This is a genomic window from Sunxiuqinia sp. sy24, from assembly GCF_052677165.1.
This window is the reverse complement of record NZ_JBQYLH010000015.1, coordinates 53,804-70,377: the sequence shown is the minus strand read 5'-3', so window position 1 is coordinate 70,377 and position 16,574 is coordinate 53,804. Positions and strand designations below refer to the sequence as shown.

13 protein-coding genes are annotated in these 16,574 nt (G+C 45.3%); 8 read left to right on the top strand and 5 right to left on the bottom strand.

Annotation, left to right across the window (positions count from 1 at the left end):
* Positions 1 to 168: 168 nt before the first annotated feature.
* Complete coding sequence (gene uraH, locus ACUNWA_RS13595; RefSeq protein WP_445592470.1) at positions 169 to 582, top strand: hydroxyisourate hydrolase; 414 nt, start codon at positions 169 to 171, stop codon at positions 580 to 582.
* Between the two features lie 412 nt (positions 583 to 994).
* Here the strand turns inward: uraH and ACUNWA_RS13590 are convergent, their stop codons facing one another.
* The gene (locus ACUNWA_RS13590) at positions 995 to 1,195 is read right to left on the bottom strand and encodes a hypothetical protein (RefSeq protein ID WP_445592469.1); all 201 of its coding nucleotides are present in this window, start codon (positions 1,193 to 1,195) and stop codon (positions 995 to 997) included.
* Positions 1,196 to 1,607: 412 nt separating this feature from the next.
* On the opposite strand from ACUNWA_RS13590, the gene nrfH reads away from it, so the two are divergent.
* From nrfH to ACUNWA_RS13570, 4 genes are all read left to right on the top strand, one after another.
* The gene (gene nrfH, locus ACUNWA_RS13585) at positions 1,608 to 2,180 is read left to right on the top strand and encodes a cytochrome c nitrite reductase small subunit (RefSeq protein WP_445592468.1); all 573 of its coding nucleotides are present in this window, start codon (positions 1,608 to 1,610) and stop codon (positions 2,178 to 2,180) included.
* Positions 2,181 to 2,192: 12 nt separating this feature from the next.
* The gene (gene nrfA, locus ACUNWA_RS13580) at positions 2,193 to 3,707 is read left to right on the top strand and encodes an ammonia-forming cytochrome c nitrite reductase (RefSeq protein ID WP_445592467.1); all 1,515 of its coding nucleotides are present in this window, start codon (positions 2,193 to 2,195) and stop codon (positions 3,705 to 3,707) included.
* Between the two features lie 12 nt (positions 3,708 to 3,719).
* Positions 3,720 to 4,937 (top strand): hypothetical protein, encoded by a 1,218-nt coding sequence (locus tag ACUNWA_RS13575; RefSeq protein WP_445592466.1) that lies wholly within the window; start codon positions 3,720 to 3,722, stop codon positions 4,935 to 4,937.
* Positions 4,938 to 5,010: 73 nt separating this feature from the next.
* A complete protein-coding gene (locus ACUNWA_RS13570) occupies positions 5,011 to 6,594 on the top strand; it encodes a PepSY domain-containing protein (RefSeq protein ID WP_445592527.1) in 1,584 nt (527 codons plus the stop codon).
* On the opposite strand, the gene ACUNWA_RS13565 is transcribed toward ACUNWA_RS13570, so the two are convergent.
* Both ACUNWA_RS13565 and ACUNWA_RS13560 read right to left on the bottom strand, forming a co-directional pair.
* Complete coding sequence (locus ACUNWA_RS13565; protein WP_445592465.1) at positions 6,591 to 7,343, bottom strand: class I SAM-dependent methyltransferase; 753 nt, start codon at positions 7,341 to 7,343, stop codon at positions 6,591 to 6,593. The two genes, ACUNWA_RS13570 and ACUNWA_RS13565, sit on opposite strands and share 4 nt — an antisense overlap.
* Positions 7,344 to 7,530: 187 nt before the next feature.
* Complete coding sequence (locus ACUNWA_RS13560; RefSeq protein WP_445592464.1) at positions 7,531 to 8,007, bottom strand: low molecular weight protein-tyrosine-phosphatase; 477 nt, start codon at positions 8,005 to 8,007, stop codon at positions 7,531 to 7,533.
* 273 nt (positions 8,008 to 8,280) lie between these two features.
* Here ACUNWA_RS13560 and ACUNWA_RS13555 point away from each other — a divergent pair, with 273 nt between their 5' ends.
* The 3 genes from ACUNWA_RS13555 to ACUNWA_RS13545 all read left to right on the top strand — a co-directional run bounded on the left by ACUNWA_RS13555 (position 8,281) and on the right by ACUNWA_RS13545 (position 13,933).
* Positions 8,281 to 9,648 carry an MATE family efflux transporter gene (locus ACUNWA_RS13555; protein ID WP_445592463.1) on the top strand — a complete coding sequence of 456 codons (1,368 nt, stop codon included), beginning with the start codon at positions 8,281 to 8,283 and terminating at the stop codon, positions 9,646 to 9,648.
* Between the two features lie 235 nt (positions 9,649 to 9,883).
* Positions 9,884 to 12,211 (top strand): sodium-translocating pyrophosphatase, encoded by a 2,328-nt coding sequence (locus tag ACUNWA_RS13550; protein ID WP_445592462.1) that lies wholly within the window; start codon positions 9,884 to 9,886, stop codon positions 12,209 to 12,211.
* A gap of 198 nt (positions 12,212 to 12,409) precedes the next feature.
* Complete coding sequence (locus ACUNWA_RS13545; RefSeq protein WP_445592461.1) at positions 12,410 to 13,933, top strand: TolB family protein; 1,524 nt, start codon at positions 12,410 to 12,412, stop codon at positions 13,931 to 13,933.
* An 84-nt stretch (positions 13,934 to 14,017) separates the two neighbouring features.
* On the opposite strand, the gene ACUNWA_RS13540 is transcribed toward ACUNWA_RS13545, so the two are convergent.
* Together ACUNWA_RS13540 and ACUNWA_RS13535 are read right to left on the bottom strand one after the other, a co-directional pair.
* Entirely contained in the window at positions 14,018 to 14,398 is a 381-nt protein-coding gene (locus ACUNWA_RS13540; protein WP_445592460.1) for an SRPBCC domain-containing protein, read from the bottom strand.
* A 181-nt stretch (positions 14,399 to 14,579) separates the two neighbouring features.
* Positions 14,580 to 16,556, bottom strand: a complete 1,977-nt coding sequence (locus ACUNWA_RS13535; RefSeq protein ID WP_445592459.1) for a DUF3078 domain-containing protein — start codon at positions 16,554 to 16,556, stop codon at positions 14,580 to 14,582.
* Between the last annotated feature and the right edge of the window lie 18 nt (positions 16,557 to 16,574).

The following is a 16,574-nucleotide window of genomic DNA, read 5'->3' as shown; positions in this document are numbered from 1 at the left end:
CAAAAATCTGAACACCCTTCCCTAACTTTTGTTACTACATGATGGAGTTCCTATTTGAAAAGATGCAAACTGAAAGAAAGTAGCAATTTTTCGGTGGAGCTGGCGATAAAAATGACCACAATAATACACGAAAAGCGTTAGGAAGTTTAAGGTTAAAATTCAATTACAATGAATACAAAGATTTTTTTATTAGCATTATCACTTGCGTTTGCGAGTCTGGGTTTTGCTCAAGAAGCAAAATACCAATTGTCCAGTCATATTTTGGACATTACACAGGGAAAACCTGCCCCGAATGTCAAAATTAGCCTGTCGAAACGAGACAAAAGCGGAAAGTGGAACATTATTGATGAAAAATACACCGATAAAAACGGTCGTATCAAAGACTTTTTAAAAGAAGGCAAAGAAACTGAGCATCAAGGAGTGTATAAGCTGACTTATTTTGTAGAGCCTTATTTTGAAAAATTAAACCAAAGCTCTTTTTATCCATTTATAGAAGTCGTATTTAAGATTAAAGATGATAATCATTATCACGTTCCGATAACGCTATCCCCTTTCGGATATTCTACCTATAGAGGAAATTGAAAGAAAAACATCGTACAGTCAAATAGCCTTCCCCGCCAGCAAGTACTGGCAGGAATCGGCTCTCTCACTTCTTTTTACAAATACCTACTAAGGGGACTAGATAGTTATTGAGTTGTCATTAATTGAGCAGTAAAAAGCTGCTAAAACCTGAGATTTGGACTTTGCAATGTTCACTTAAACCAACAAAAATAACCTCCCGGCTGAGCCTCAGCCAAGCAGAAAACAACAAAAAACAGTCTGGCTGACCCTCAGCTAATCGGAAAACAAGCAGAAACAAGCTGGCTGAGTCTCGGCTAAGCAGAAAATAAATAAGAACAGCCTGGCCGACCCTCAGCTGAGTAGAAAACAAACAAAAACAGGTCGGCTGAGGCTCAGCTGGTCAGAAAACAAGTGCCGGCAACATTTCTGAGGCTCAGCCGCCAATGTATTTTTGCGCGAAGCCAAAAAAATGAAGCATACCAAGCAGAAAGGCAATAAACGGTGGCGGATGCCCAAAAAACCAGCCGGAAATGGAAAAATCCGGGTTGTGTCCCATTTCCGGCTCGTTTTTGGTAGTTCCGTTCGGCTTGATCACTTTTCCGTGTGTTTTGGTCGCATTTCCGGCTGGTATCATGGCTTTTCCGGCTGGAATTTCTCATTTCCGGGCGGTCGGAGCTCAATTCGGATTGGTCTGCTTGCAATTCCGGCCGGCAGGAAATAATTCGGACTGGAGGGATTCAAAAGCAACTGGTCTTATCTTCAAAAAATAACAGAAGCCGAAGGTATGCCATGATTCCCAAAATGGTTGAAAGAAATTCGCCCGATGACAGAGCAAGAGTTCAACAAACATGAAACAACAGGGGGGCCAGATTACAAGAACACCAGTAATTCAATCGCTTTTCAAAGGCAGATGAAACCTGCAACTTCAATTTCCTGATAACGAACAAAACCATTTTTTTTGTACTTTTTTGGCCATTTGTAACATTGGTTACAACCTTAATGGATGTGGTTACGTAGTTTTAATCATATAAAAAACACTATCAACTATGATCCGAAACCTACAGCCTCCTGCCAAGTGGAAAATTCCGGTCATCCTTGTTTTGGGCATTTTCACCGGCCTTTTTCTCCTTTCCCTTTACTTTTCCAAGGCCCACTCCTACCTGTCCAACGACCCGAAAACCTGTGTCAACTGTCACCTTATGGCTCCTCAGTATGCCACCTGGAACCACAGTTCGCATCGCGAAGTAACCAACTGCAACGACTGCCACGTACCGCACGACAATGTTTTCAATACCTACTATTTCAAGGCTAAAGACGGACTGCGCCATGCCACGGTCTTCACGCTTCGAAAAGAACCCCAGGTCATTTTTATTAAGGAAGAAGGCGCAGAAGTTGTCCACCAAAACTGTGTGCGTTGCCATGAGAACCAGCTACTGGATGCCCGGCACAACAGCCTTGTGGCCAACTACGAGTCGCACCGAACCGATCGCAAATGCTGGGAATGTCACCGCGAAGTGCCGCATGGCCGTGTCAACAGCCTGTCGAGTACCCCTTATGCGCGGGTGCCGCTCCCCGAAAGCCCGGTGCCGGAATGGATAAAAAAATTAGATCTCAACTAAAAAACCAATCATATGAAATCATTAAAAACAACGATCGAGCAAAAGCCAATTATTGGTTGGCTACTTTTCCTGATTACCATACTTGCTGTATTTCTGCTGGGCTTGCTGGCCTCCTCCATCATGGAACGTCGGGCCGAAGCCAGCTTTGTTAATGTTCCTCAAATCACTTTATCGGAATTTGAACCACGCAATGAGCTGTGGGGCGAGAATTTCCCCCGCGAGTATCAGTCCTACTATCAAACCGCCGACACCAACTTCCGAAGTAAATACAATGGCAATACCATGATCGATATGCTGGAAGAAGACCCGCGACTGGTGGTGTTGTGGGCCGGTTATGGTTTCTCCAAAGACTATAACCAGGGGCGCGGACATTACTATGCCATAGAAGACATTCAGAAAACCCTGCGTACCGGTGCTCCTAAAAACGCCAACGAAGGCCCCATGCCATCCACTTGCTGGACCTGTAAAAGTCCGGATGTTCCGCGCTTGATGGAAGAACATGGCGTGGCCGAATTTTATAAAGGGAAATGGGCCCGGCTGGGAGCCGAAGTGGTTAACACCATTGGTTGTGCCGATTGCCACGATCCGAAAACCATGAACCTGCGCATTACCCGTCCGGCCTTGGTTGAAGCCTTCGAAAAAATGGGTAAAGACGTTAACAAAGCGTCGCACCAGGAAATGCGTACGCTGGTTTGTGCCCAGTGCCATGTGGAATATTATTTCAACAAAGAAACCGTTGAAGGTGCCCAGTACCTCACTTTCCCATGGGCAAAGGGCTTAACCGTTGAAGATGCCGAGGCCTACTACGACGAAATGGGCTTTAGCGACTGGACGCATGCCCTTAGTAAAGCTCCCATGCTAAAAGCCCAGCATCCAGGCTACGAACTGTTTCAACAGGGTATTCATGCCGAACGCGGCGTATCCTGTGCCGATTGTCACATGCCGTATAAGTCTGAAGGAGGCCAAAAGTTTACCGACCACCACATCCAGTCTCCCCTCAACAATGTCGCCAACTCATGCCAGGTATGTCATCGGGAAGAAACCGCTACCCTGATCAAAAACGTATTTGACCGTCAGGATAAAACCATTAAAAACCGCGACAAGCTGGAGGAACTGCTCGTTCGGGCGCATCTGGAAGCCCAAAAAGCCTGGGAACTTGGAGCCAACGAAACCGAAATGGAAGCCATATTAATGGGCATTCGTCATGCTCAGTGGCGTTGGGATTATGCTGCAGCCTCGCATGGCGGATCGTTTCATGCCCCGCTGGAAACCAGCCGGATTATTTCTACCGGAATCACCATTGCCCAGGAAACCCGGATCAAACTGGCACGCCTGTTAGCCGCCAAAGGTTTTGATGAAGAGCTCCCTTATCCTGACATTTCCACCAAAGCCAAAGCGCAGGCTTTTATTGGCTTGGATATGGACCAGCTGAATGCCGAAAAGGCTGACTTCATGGAAAACATTGTTCCTGTTTGGCTCGAAGCAGCTCAGCAGCGCGAAGATTCATGGGATGTGGTTAGAAACTAAAAACACCGAAAAATGAAAAAATATTGGATCGGCTGGCTTTTGCTTGGCTTCATTGTCTTGTCAACACCTGCATTTGCCCAGTTTTCGTTAAGTGGTGAATTTCGCCCCCGAACCGAGCTGAGTCACGGCTACAAAAGCCTGGCCAACAGCGATCAGGATGCTTCCCTCTTTACTGCCCAGCGTACACGTCTGAATGCACGTTACCAATCGGACAAGCTAGTAACCTCGCTGGTTTTACAGGATGTACGCACCTGGGGAAGCCAGGCCCAACTGGTGGGCAATGAAGATTATGCCACATCGGTTCATCAGGCTTGGGCTGAAGTCTTTTTCACCCCGGAATTCTCGATGAAAGCCGGACGCCAGGAGCTGATTTATGACGATCACCGGATTTTTGGAAACGTGGGCTGGGCGCACCAAGCCCGCTCACACGACTTGGCCATCTTCAAATACGAAAGTAACATCCGTCTGCATCTGGGGCTGGCGCATCAGGAAAACTCGAACCCGGCCAACAACCTTTTCGATGGGAATGATGCCTACAAAGACCTCCAGTTTGTGTGGTTCAACAAAAAATGGAACGAAGCCAGCCTCAGCTTGCTCATCCTCAACAATGGCATTCCTGAAAACACCGTGGACGGTCAGGAAGTAAACTACAGTCAAACCTTGGGAGGGCACGCCACTTATCAACTTGGCAACTTCAACCTGGCCGCCAATGCTTACCTGCAAACGGGTAAAACGGGCACAGGGAGCAATCTTAGCGCTTACAACCTGCTTTTTGAAGCTACTTGTCCGCGCGGCATTACCTGGGGGTACGAGCAACTATCGGGAACTGCTTACGATGATAACAAAAACAAGTCGTTCACTCCCCTTTACGGGACCAATCACAAGTTTAATGGTTTTATGGATTATTTCTACGTGGGCAACCATGCCAACAGTGTCGGGCTCAACGACGTGTACGCCAAGTACAATTATGCCAAGGATAAGCTAAGCCTGAACGCGCACCTGCACTACTTTTCGACGGCAGCCAAAATTTCTGCAGATGCCTCCAACTACTTGGGCACTGAACTTGATTTGGGCGCAGGGTGGAAAATCAGTCCGGAAGCACAAATCAGTGGCGGGCTGTCGTGGCTATCTGCCGGAAAAAGCATGGAGCTGATCAAAGGTGGCGATCATTCCACCTCCAACTACTGGGGCTGGCTGATGCTGAGTGTCACGCCCAATTTTATCAAGTAAGCGAAGGGTTAAAAAAAGATGCTGCCCAACTGGATTGTAACATTCGTTACAGAACGGCTGGGCAGCATTTTTTATCTTCACGACTAATAAAAGAACCAACACCCCAACTCCTCCAAAACGGCCTTTTATGAAACACAAAAACAAGTCACTCAAACTGTTCCGAAGGCTCCATAAATGGCCGGGGATCATTATAGCACTTCTGGCCATTTTATTCGCTTCATCCGGCATTGTCATGAATCACCGCCCCCTGTTCTCTTCGGTAGAAGTTAAACGCAGTTGGCTGCCGAAAAGCTACCACTACCAAAACTGGAACCAGGCTGCCGTGCGAGGTGGCTTGCCGCTTGATTCTAGCCGTTTTCTGATCTTTGGGAATGTGGGCATCTGGCTGCAGGAAGACACCATCTTCAGCAATTTTAACCAAGGTTTACCCCAAGGAATTGACCAGCGAAAAACCTATCAAGTGGTTTCGTTTCAGAATCAACAGCTCTTTGCAGCCACCCATTTTGGCCTTTATCAACGTAGTCCCAAAAGTAAGCAATGGCAAAAAGTTCCACTTCCCATCAAAGAAGAACGGCTAACCGATGTTTTTGTAAAAGATGACAGTCTGATGGTGTTGAGTCGCCACCGGCTGCTCAAGTCGGCCAATGGTCAACAGTTTGAAGTCGTTCAACTGCCGGAACCGGAAAATTATAAACGAGAAACAGGGCTATTCAAAACGCTCTGGAACCTACACAGCGGTGAGCTCTTTGGTTTAGGCGGCAAACTTTTTGTCGATTTGCTAGGCTTGGTGACTATACTGCTTGCTGTAAGCGGACTACTTCACTTTTTCTTTCCCAAACTGGCCAAGCAACGCCGTGCCAAACAAAAAGACAACACCCGGCTAACAGCTGTCCGGCGGCTAAACCTGCGCTGGCACAATGTAGCAGGATATCTGTTTATCTTCTTTTTGCTGTTAAACACCACGGCCGGCATGTTTTTGCGGCCTCCGCTTTTAATCCCTATTGCCAGCACCAAAGTTGGGCTCATTCCGTGCACCCACCTGGATACCCCCAACCCTTGGTTCGATAAACTACGCCGGGTACAATGGAACGAATCATTAAAAAGCTATGTGTTTTCTACTTCGGATGGATTTTACCTGGCTGATGAAAGCTTGCAACAACCGTTACAAAAAGCTCCGGTTCAGCCACCGGTTAGTGTCATGGGCTGCAATGTTCTTGAACCCATCAGCGCTACTCAATACCTGGTAGGCTCATTCAGCGGGCTCTTTATCTGGGATTTTAAAAATCAGCTGGTATTGGACGCCTTCAGCCTCAAGCAGCCCCGGGCAAGCACGGGACGCCCCATTTCAAACCATATGATTGCCGGGTATTTCGAGCGTAGCGAACAGGAGCATTATTGGTTTGACTACAACCGTGGCATGCAAAGTTTTGAAGGCCACCAACCGTGGACCATGCCTGCCCAAATCCTTGAGCAAACGCCTATATCGCTCTGGAATGCAGCCCTGGAAGTTCACACCGGACGGATTTTCGAGCACCTGCTTGGCCCTTTCTATATCCTTTACGTTCCGCTGTCAGGCCTATGCCTCCTGATGGTATTAGTGAGCGGCTTTTTGATTTGGTGGAAAGCGTACCGAAAAACAAAGAAAACGAATAGTTAAGAGGCCGATCGTTCTGCTGACACAATCAATGGCAAATGATTTCCTCCATAAGGCCTCTTGCTGAAGTCAGCATAGTACTTCATCCGCTCAAAACCGTTGTATTCGAGCAGGGTGTGCAAATCGTGCTTACGTAACGGCAACAGGCGTGAGGCATGAAAGAGCGATTCACGACTACTCTTGATAACCAATTCCGTATTGAAAATAATCTTTTCTCCGGCCGTTTCCGGAAGATCATATTTACGAATAAAGCTGATATTTGGCCCGTCAATCAAGGGGAGCTCATCAATCTCATGCTCCAGAATATGGTCATAATTAAGAATCTGAATCACTAATTTGGCACCCGGCTTTAAGACCTTGGCCATTCCTTTCAAAAACTGACTGACTTCTTCAATTGAATCGAGATGAACAAGCGTATTCCCAAAACACAAGGCCGCATCCAGGGTAGACTCTTCACAAAACGAATTCACCTCCAACATGTTTGCCGTTTTAAAATCCAAGGCAGGAAAATGATTTTCCTTTTGAGCAATCGAGATCATTTTCTCGTTCAAATCAATTGCCGTAACCTGCGCGCCAAGGCTGGCCAATCGGGTTGCCAACTGCCCGGTGGAACATCCAATATCAAGGATCTTCTTCCCATCCAGCTTTTGCAAAGCAGATTGCACAAAATCAACCTGACTCTCTTTTAAGGGGAATATTTGATTATAATATTTAGCGATCGAAGAATAAAAAACTTCCTGGTCAATTTTCATAATGAGATGTAGTTTATTTTAAACGGTTATGAATTAGAATCTATATTGCAAATATAAATGGGATAAAAAACCCTATACTCTTGTGAACAAAGGATCTGAATGAAAGTTTTCCGAACGACACTCCCCCACATACTCCACATAAACAATCAACGACTAACGAATTGCTGTCGGTTAGAAAACGCAACGCCTATTTTTGAAGCTCCTTTAACAATCCCCGACACGTATCTTCCAAAATATCAAGAACCAATTCAAAGCCATCGGCACCACCGTAATAGGGATCGGGAACGGAATGATACCCATTGATCGTCGCAAAATCAGTCATTTTATGAATCTTCCTCAGATCATCCAGGTTGCGTGCCATTTTTTTCAAATCCCACACATTGTTGTCATCCATCCCAATGATATAATCAAAAGCATCGAAATCCACCTGGGGATCGACCGGCCGGGAAATCGATGTCAGCCGATATCCTCGCCTAATGGCATGCCCTTGCATTCGCTTATCTGCTGGTTCTCCTTCATGATAAGCCGTTGTTCCGGCTGAATCGCATTCAATCTCCAGCTCCAATCCTTTCTCTTCGAGCAAGTAATTGAAAACGGCCTCCGCACTGGGCGACCGGCAAATATTTCCTAAACAAACAAAAAGCACCCTCTTTTTCCTATCCATAGAACCAGATTTTATACAAAAATAGCCCATTCCATAAACCATAAAAGTCAAGAACGGAAAAAGTGCTTCACTTTAAAGTATTTTAACAAAAGAAATAAAAGCAACCATCCTAAGCAAACCGCACAAACCACATCAATGAACGGACTATCAAACACCTACCCAAGAAACAAAAAAGCAATACACTAGGCAACAATAAAATAAAAAACAAACCCAAAATTATCAATTTTGAAATCAAAATTAAAATCCAGAGATTTGCATTCTGTTTTCTAGCCCATGAGAGATTTTACCGTTGGAAATGAAGCCAAGATACTCCTGAATTTTTCAGTCCCCTTGGTCATTGGGAATTTATTTCAAAACCTCTATAATATTATAGACAGTATTATTGTAGGGAATTACTTAGGCAAGGAAGCCCTGGGAGCAGTTGGAGCTTCGTTCCCCATCATATTCACCTTAATTTCATTGGTCATTGGTGTAGGGTCTGGTGCCTCAACGGTGGTTTCACAATACTTTGGCGCCAAACAAATGCCGCAGGTTAGCAAAACCATTGATACCATATTCATTTTCTTTCTGGCCTCCTCTCTAGTCGTTTCGGCACTTGGCATTTATTTCAGTGAAGCCATTTTTAAACTACTGCAGCTGCCTGCCGAGCTAATGCCCGAAGCCGTTACCTACATGAGCATCTACCTGACAGGCATGTTTTTCTTTTTCGGATTTAATGGCATTACCTCTATACTCCGCGGAATGGGCGATTCAAAAACACCGCTCTATTTCATGATCCTTTCCACCTTCCTCAATATTGCGCTGGATCTCTTGTTTGTCATCGTGTTTAAATGGGGAATTGCGGGAGTAGCCTTTGCTACGGTCATCGCGCAGGCCATCGCTTTTTTTACTGCCACCTGGTATCTCAATAAAAAACATCCGGTGATTAAACTGACGCTTCGCAACTATGTTTTCGACCGCGACATCTTTAAAAGCTGCATCCGCATTGGCTTGCCCACGGGCTTCCAGCAATCGTTTGTGGCTTTTGGGATGATGGCCATTATGGCGATTGTCAATGGCTTCGGGGTAAATGCGGTAGCAGCTTACTCTGCCGCGATTCGTATTGACTCGTTTGCCAAAATGCCTGCTATCACATTTTCTTCAGCACTCTCAAGCTTCACGGGACAGAATCTGGGCGCTTTCAGGGAAGACCGGGCAAAAAAGGGCTTGAAAATAACCCTGATTTTCTCCCTGATCTATTCGGTATTCATTTCCATCGTCATTATTTTCTCAGGCCAATACCTCATCAAACTATTTACTGCCGACGAAGGTGTTATCGCCATCGGACAAGACTACCTGGTCATTGTTTCATCTTTCTACCTTTTACTGGCGGTGATGTTTACGCTTACAGGCTTTTTACGCGGAGCAGGCGCTACTTTTGTTCCTATGCTCACCACTTTAACAGCGCTGTATGTGTTTCGTATTCCACTAGCTTATTTTCTTTCCGACCTCTTAGGTGTCAATGGCATTTGGTGGGCCGAACCCGCCGGATGGACAGCTGGAACAATCATTCTAATCATCTACTACCTGAGTGGGAAATGGCGAGGCAAAGTCGTTGTGAAAAATCCCTCAACAAACGAAGCAAAGAAAGCTCCCTTGTAAAAAACCAATTTACATTCACCTTCTTTAGAATACTTACAAATTATATGTATAAAAAGAACTCCGCTTCTAGATTTAATTAATCAGGCTATCTTTATTCATAAGAAAAAAACGAAACAGCCTGTCCTAAAACATTTATTGAAATCCATTAAGAAGATCAATATTTATTACTTTCAGAGCTGTCATTTGATCACTAACAAATTCTAACCGCAACACCGTTGCAATAAATTGATAACTTATGAGTAATATTTTCTTTATTGTTCCAATTGCATCTATCCTTGCCCTGATCTTTGCCTGGATATTTTTCAAATCGATGATGAAAAATTCAGAGGGCACAGATCGAATGAAAGAAATTGCACAGTATGTAAGAGAAGGTGCAATGGCCTATTTGAGGAGACAATACAAAGTGGTGGCTATTGTTTTTGGGGTTCTGTTTATTCTACTCACGATCATGGCCTACTTCAATGTCCAAAACCCCTTTGTTCCGGTGGCCTTCTTAACCGGTGGTTTTTTCTCCGGCTTATGTGGTTTCTTAGGAATGAAGACAGCCACTTTTGCTTCGGCACGTACGGCTCACGGAGCGTCACAGTCGCTCAATAAAGGCCTTCAAGTCGCTTTTCGAAGTGGCGCTGTTATGGGCTTGGTTGTAGTGGGCTTTGCTCTGCTTGACATTGCCGCCTGGTTCCTTATTTTAAACGAATGGATCTACACCCCTGAAAACATGAGCACTGGCCTTCACTTCCTGGGGCTGAACTTCGTTCATGCTCATCCGGAATACGTCCTTAACGGCGTTTTAACGGAAGCCGGAACACGTACCAAACTCATTGAAATTACCGTAACCATGCTGACATTCGGAATGGGAGCATCTACTCAAGCCCTGTTTGCACGTGTTGGCGGTGGAATCTATACGAAAGCGGCAGACGTAGGTGCCGACCTGGTAGGTAAAGTTGAAGCCGGTATTCCGGAAGATGATCCACGTAACCCGGCAACCATTGCCGACAACGTGGGTGATAACGTAGGCGACGTAGCCGGTATGGGCGCCGACCTTTACGAGTCCTATGCCGGTTCAATTCTGGCAACGGCAGCTTTAGGCGCATCGCTACCAGCCTTGGTTTTGCGCGATGCCGGACTCGATCCTTTTCAGGCGGTACTGGCTCCAATGATTGTTGCAGCCATTGGAATCATTCTTTCCATTATAGGAATCTACATGGTTCGCACCAAAGAATCGGCCACGCAAAAGAACTTACTTAACGCCTTGCTCCTGGGAACAGGCGGCAGCTCAGTACTGATCCTTCTGGCAATGGTCGGACTCACCATACTGGGTTGGGTGACCTGGGGCGTTTTCTGGGCTGTCGTAATTGGGCTGGCTGCTGGTGTCATTATCGGACAAGCTACAGAGTATTTCACATCCGACGAATACGGACCAACCAAAGGAATTGCCAAACAAGCACAACAAGGACCAGCCACAACCATTATTGACGGACTAGCCGTGGGAATGTATTCAACCTGGATTCCGGTAGTTACCATCGTGCTCGGTATCATGGGTGCCTTTTGGGCTGCTGGTGGCGCCACCCATTTCGCCATGGGTGTTTACGGAATTGGATTTGCTGCCGTAGGAATGCTTTCAACCCTTGGAATTACGCTAGCAACCGATGCCTTTGGCCCCATTGCGGATAATGCCGGAGGAAATGCAGAAATGGCAGAGCTCGATCCCCAAGTTCGCGAGCGCACCGATGCTCTGGACATGCTTGGTAATACAACAGCAGCAACCGGTAAAGGATTTGCCATTGGTTCGGCAGCACTTACTGCCATGGCTCTGATAGCCGCCTACATGGAAGAAGTTCGTTTGTGGTTCGACAAGATTGCCAAAGCCGGCGAGGGATTTGTCACTAAAGGCGAATACGTTTTCTATAATGATGTAGCACCAGCTGTAGAAGAGGGCGTTAAGGTCATCAAAATCTCCAGCGCTTCAGTTAAAGATTTCTCTTCTGCCTACGACATCACCTTATTCAATCCTCTGTTTTTGGGTGGTTTGTTCCTCGGCTCTATGATGGCCTTTGTATTCAGTGCCATGACCATGAAAGCTGTAGGACGTGCCGCAGGCGCCATGGTAGACGAAGTAAGACGCCAGTTCCGCGATATCAAAGGAATTCTGGAAGGGAAAGCGACTCCGGAGTATGCGAAATGTGTTGAAATTTCAACCATTGGCGCCCAAAAAGAAATGCTGCTTCCCTCTTTGGTAGCCATCATCGTTCCGGTAGTTGTTGGAGCAAGCATGGGCGTAGCCGGTGTTATCGGACTGCTAGCTGGTGGACTGACCTCTGGATTTACGCTGGCCGTATTCATGAATAATGCCGGGGGCGCATGGGATAATGCCAAAAAATTCATCGAAAAAGGAAATTACGGTGGCAAAGGAAGCGAAGCCCACAAAGCCGGTGTTGTTGGTGACACCGTTGGTGATCCGTTTAAAGACACTTCCGGTCCCTCATTAAATATCCTTATTAAACTGATGACTATGGTTTCAGTTGTTATGGCCGGATTAACAGTTACACTGAGTTTATTGTAATTGAATTTAAACTTCACGAAAGACCAAACCCTGTGGGCCAAGGTTCACAGGGTTTTTTCGTCCCCACCTCACAATAAATAAACAAGCTAAAACCAAACGAGCATGCTGCCATGTGGACGCTACCCGACAAACGACTGTTTCATATGTTCGTGCCGATTTTTTATCTTTAAAGGACTAAACCCTTGAATCCTGAGCAATATGAAACTTACATTGATACTTCTTTTCAAGTTGATTTTGACCAGTATATTTCCCCAAAACTCCATCGGTATTTTTTCCTACCACCAAGATATCGGAACTCCCAAACGTGCCGGGTCGGCCTTATTCGACAGCCAGGAACAGGAGTATACACTGACCGGATCGGGATACAACATTTGGTTCGACCGTGATGAGTTTCACTACCTCTACAACAAGCTTGATGGTGATTTCATTTTAACAGCCAACTTTGCCTTCGAGGGAGAAGGTATTGATCCACATCGAAAAGTGGGCTGGATGGTTCGCGCTTCCTCAGCAGAAAACGACGTCCATTGTTCTGCGGTTTTGCATGGAGACGGATTAACCGCAATGCAGTGGCGCCAGCTGAAAGGATCGTTGATGCGCAAGCAGCAAGACGAACTGTTTGCCCCAAAGGCCCATTACCAGATACTACAACTGGAACGAAAAGGAAAAACCATGATCTTTCGGGCAGCGCACCCCGGAGAACCACTACAACTCATCGGCAGCCAAACACTAGAAAGCTTACCAGAAAAAGTATTGGCCGGCCTGTTCATAAACGCTCATAATCCGGAAGTCGTTGAAAAAGCAAAAATATGGAATGTTCGGATCGACCAGCCAGTAGCCAATAACTACACCCCGGAAAAAGAAGGTTGGCTGGCTTGCCGACTTGAAACGCTGCATGTTTTCACTGGCAAACGAAAGGTAATCTATCAATCAAACGAGCGCTTTGAAGCCCCCAACTGGATGCCCGATGGCCAGAAACTACTTTTCAACAGCAAGGGCTTATTGTATACCATTCCGATTGAAGGAGGCGCCCCGAAACAACTAGACACCGGCTTTGCCAAACGTAACAACAACGACCACGGTATTTCATTCGACGGAAAACTGCTGGCCATCAGCCACCACCGCGAGGGACTACCAGGAGGAGGATCCAGCATTTATGTATTGCCTCTTGAGGGGGGAACACCTCAATTAATTACAGAAAAAACACCCTCTTACTGGCACGGCTGGGCCCCAAACAACAAGGAGGTCGTTTATGTGGCGCAGCGTAGCGGAAGCAGCGTTTACAACATCTATAAAAACTCCATCAAGGGCGGACAAGAAGTGGCACTTACTGCTAATAAGCCCGGCGAACATGTGGATGGCTGCGAATACTCTCCCGACGGGAAATACATTTATTACAACGGTAGTCAGTCGGGGACGATGCAAATTTGGCGAATGCAACCAGATGGCAGCGGAAAAGAACAAATTACCTTCGATGAATATAACGACTGGTTTCCACACATCTCGCCCGATGGCCAATGGATCGCATTCATTTCCTTTCCTCCGGATATTGAATTCAATTCGCACCCATCTTACAAACGGGTCATGCTTCGGTTGATGCCCACCGCCGGAGGTGCCCCCAAAGTTATTGCCTACCTGTATGGAGGGCAGGGAACGATCAACGTGCCATCCTGGTCACCCAACAGTAAACAAATTTCGTTTGTCAGCAATTCAGGTAAAGACTAACATCATCAATTTCAAAATGGAAAAAGGCAGGGCTGTTTCTTGAACGAAACCGCCCTGCCTTTTTTATCTTTTTCTCTGAAAATACTATTGTTCAAAAAGTTGATTCAAGGCATCAAAGTAATCCTCTTTCCAGCCATCTACAATGTTGTCATAAGCCTCGTTCGGAATATTAGTATGCACAACTTCCATGCTCGTTCCTTCTCCATCTTTATGCAGTTTGATGGTGACAATGGAAGGTTCATCCTGCTCTCCAAAAAACCATTCCTGAACTAACTTCTGATCTTTAACAAATTCCAGGTTTTTCCCGCAAATACTTCCATCCCAAAGAGAAAACTCGGTATCCGCTTTTTCTTCCATCACCGCATCTTCACCCGTCCAAATTTCGATCATAACCTTATTGGTCAAGGCATTGTAAACATCGGATGGCGCAGCTGCCAGACGAAAATACTTCTTATAATTTTTCATGTTTATTTTTTTTCAGTGTACGAATCCTCCCAAATGGAGTTCAACATTTTTTATTAGCCAAGCAACTCAGCCATTAGCTTGTCAACACAGGCCACGTTGAGCGTAAAAAAACAGCCATGTTTACAACTCACGTCAACAACATGCATACTTTCCCTGCTTGAGTAGACATACGTCCTGCGATTTATTTGACTTTTTCTCTGCGAAAAATACGCTTATTTAATTTATAACTAAACCCAATGGTGACAAATTCTTTCACCTGCCACCTCGGTTCTAAAATCGGATTGCCATTAGCATCTTCCCCGACATTAAATTTGACATTATCATCAAAGATGAAGTGAATTTGCATCCTTAGGTTCATAAAGTCATTCAGTTTCATGACCAGATTATTTTCCCAATCCACATCGAAATTTGAAAATGGTGCATTGTAATTGATGAACATTTTATATTTCATCTGGTACGAAATATCCGATGCAATATCAGCTTTGAAAAATAGATCCGCATTTAAACCAGGCTCCCAGTAACGCTGTTTGCCTTCTTCAATGCCATACTTGGTTTCATCAATATTCGCGGTGTCGCGCACATAAACCGTTTTTGAAGTAAAGGGCGAAAGGAACAGGGAGAAATTATTGTTGGGTTTATAGTCCAGACCAACCTTAATCAACGTTTTGGCAGGCGATAAAAAGCCCGAAATTTTATTGTCCCGATCCGGGTACTTATAGCCATTAAAAAACTGGGTTTGAAAATCAATCTCCGAACTGTAGTACCATTTTTTGAAGGCACTTACGCCAAAACGTGAGGTAAACTCAAATTTGTCATCGTTCTTTTGAATTTTATCTTCCGATGGTTTCAGCCATCCATTCCGAATCTCGACCGAATTAGCCCACTTCACTTTCCCTCGCGAGTAGTTGGCATACCCTTTCAAGATCATCAAACTGGATAATGAACCAGCTCCTTTTTTCCAGTATTTATTGACTGCCGTTTGGGTAAAACCAATTGTTCCATCTCCTCCCAACACCCAAGGAGTGGTAATTTGGTAGCGTTTATCGATTTTTCGTAAGTTACTTTCAGGCTGAAACTGGTCAAAATCATAATCCTTGGTTTGCTGTGCCGAAAAGCGCTTCAGGGTTACCGCATCGTCGATAAAAATCTGCATTCCGTTTTTAGCGGTGTTATGAATTCGGATTCCAAGCGAGTCCTTTTGCTCATTCTTCAAAAACATCCGCGTGTAACGCGAACCATCATTACGCAGGATGACCTGGGTTGAGTCACCGGTACTGTTTTTAACCCAAACCTCAACAGAGTCTTTCTCTGCAAAATCCGTAAGCACATCAATCATATGGGCAATGGAATCATTTACCGATCTCATCACCTGATTGTTGTATTGCTCAAGAGTTCTGAAATTATGTATCTGAATAGAATCGACAAAGTTGATTTTAGCCTGGTTGGTATAATCTTGAATATACTGATTACGATAAGCTGTAGAAACCGAATCAATGTACAGCTGCAAAGCTTTGCTGTTGTATTGAATCCGTGCACTTTCCAATAGATTATTTTTAGCGCTATCTAAACGCTGTAAACGCCTAAAGTCGGCAGGACTGCTAATCAGCGAGTCTGGAATCACGTCAAATCCAATCAAACTATCCGGAATCACAACCAATGAGTCACGCAGCAAAACATGAACATCGCCGGGCTCGAGCAGCTTAACTTTTTCAGTCAGGTTCTCCAGCAACTCTTCAGGAACGGCAATCTGTTCCTCCACAATCGTACTCCTGATCGCACGCTCCAATCGCTGCAACTGCTCGCTAACTTCCGTTTGCGACACATACCCCTCAACATCTAAACTATCAGAAACGCGAGCTGGTGAACGGTAAAAAAAATCGCCGTCATTCATCTTCCGGTAAGCGTTTATCCGATATAGAATTGTGTCTATTTTCTCATCCTCTGCAAAATGAACCAAGCCTTTCAGACTTCTAAAAAGTTCTTCATTACGGGGAACCCAATTGTTTTGTTGTTCTAGAAAATAGTTAAGGTATTCGACACTTAGTGCGACAGAGTCGACTTTCGAATCATTTGCTTTTCGGGGCCAACTATTGGCACTAACATTTAAACAACCAGTTATTAGGATTAAAATAACAGGTAGAAATAATCTGCTCTTCATGAATTGAAAGGTTTATTT

Bases quoted from the DNA above. Each gene is read 5' to 3' on its own strand.
- nrfH (WP_445592468.1), top strand. From the start codon at position 1,608: ATGATCCGAAACCTACAGCCTCCTGCCAAGTGGAAAATTCCGGTCATC.
- ACUNWA_RS13565 (WP_445592465.1), bottom strand. From the start codon at position 7,343: ATGAAAATTGACCAGGAAGTTTTTTATTCTTCGATCGCTAAATATTAT.
- ACUNWA_RS13540 (WP_445592460.1), bottom strand. From the start codon at position 14,398: ATGAAAAATTATAAGAAGTATTTTCGTCTGGCAGCTGCGCCATCCGAT.
- ACUNWA_RS13560 (WP_445592464.1), bottom strand. From the start codon at position 8,007: ATGGATAGGAAAAAGAGGGTGCTTTTTGTTTGTTTAGGAAATATTTGC.
- ACUNWA_RS13590 (WP_445592469.1), bottom strand. From the start codon at position 1,195: ATGATACCAGCCGGAAATGCGACCAAAACACACGGAAAAGTGATCAAG.
- uraH (WP_445592470.1), top strand. From the start codon at position 169: ATGAATACAAAGATTTTTTTATTAGCATTATCACTTGCGTTTGCGAGT.
- nrfA (WP_445592467.1), top strand. From the start codon at position 2,193: ATGAAATCATTAAAAACAACGATCGAGCAAAAGCCAATTATTGGTTGG.
- ACUNWA_RS13545 (WP_445592461.1), top strand. From the start codon at position 12,410: ATGAAACTTACATTGATACTTCTTTTCAAGTTGATTTTGACCAGTATA.
- ACUNWA_RS13575 (WP_445592466.1), top strand. From the start codon at position 3,720: ATGAAAAAATATTGGATCGGCTGGCTTTTGCTTGGCTTCATTGTCTTG.
- ACUNWA_RS13555 (WP_445592463.1), top strand. From the start codon at position 8,281: ATGAGAGATTTTACCGTTGGAAATGAAGCCAAGATACTCCTGAATTTT.
- ACUNWA_RS13550 (WP_445592462.1), top strand. From the start codon at position 9,884: ATGAGTAATATTTTCTTTATTGTTCCAATTGCATCTATCCTTGCCCTG.
- ACUNWA_RS13535 (WP_445592459.1), bottom strand. From the start codon at position 16,556: ATGAAGAGCAGATTATTTCTACCTGTTATTTTAATCCTAATAACTGGT.